Origin of the sequence: Enterobacter sp. ZOR0014 (assembly GCF_000798855.1) — a bacterium.
Lineage (GTDB): Bacteria > Pseudomonadota > Gammaproteobacteria > Enterobacterales > Enterobacteriaceae > Enterobacter > Enterobacter kobei.
In genome coordinates this window covers 1-335 of sequence record NZ_JTLF01000271.1, presented here as the reverse complement: position 1 = coordinate 335, position 335 = coordinate 1, and the positions used below count along the sequence as shown (strand labels likewise).

General features: G+C 57.0%; 1 protein-coding gene. It reads right to left on the bottom strand.

Annotated features, from left to right (window positions below; translation table 11 throughout):
• Nucleotides 1–335: GTP-binding protein (locus L977_RS14110; protein ID WP_047626019.1), on the bottom strand; the 335-nt coding region annotated here is incomplete at both ends.

The following is a 335-nucleotide window of genomic DNA, read 5'->3' as shown; positions in this document are numbered from 1 at the left end:
TCGCCTTCCAGCGCTTTCAGCGCGGAACCACGAACGATTGGGGTGTCGTCGCCTGGGAAATCGTACTGAGACAGCAGTTCACGAACTTCCATCTCTACCAGTTCCAGCAGCTCTTCGTCATCAACCATGTCGCACTTGTTCAGGAACACGATGATGTAAGGAACGCCTACCTGACGACCCAGCAGGATGTGCTCACGAGTCTGAGGCATTGGGCCGTCAGTCGCAGCAACAACCAGGATCGCGCCGTCCATCTGCGCAGCACCGGTGATCATGTTTTTAACATAGTCGGCGTGGCCTGGGCAGTCTACGTGTGCGTAGTGGCGAGTCGGGGTGTC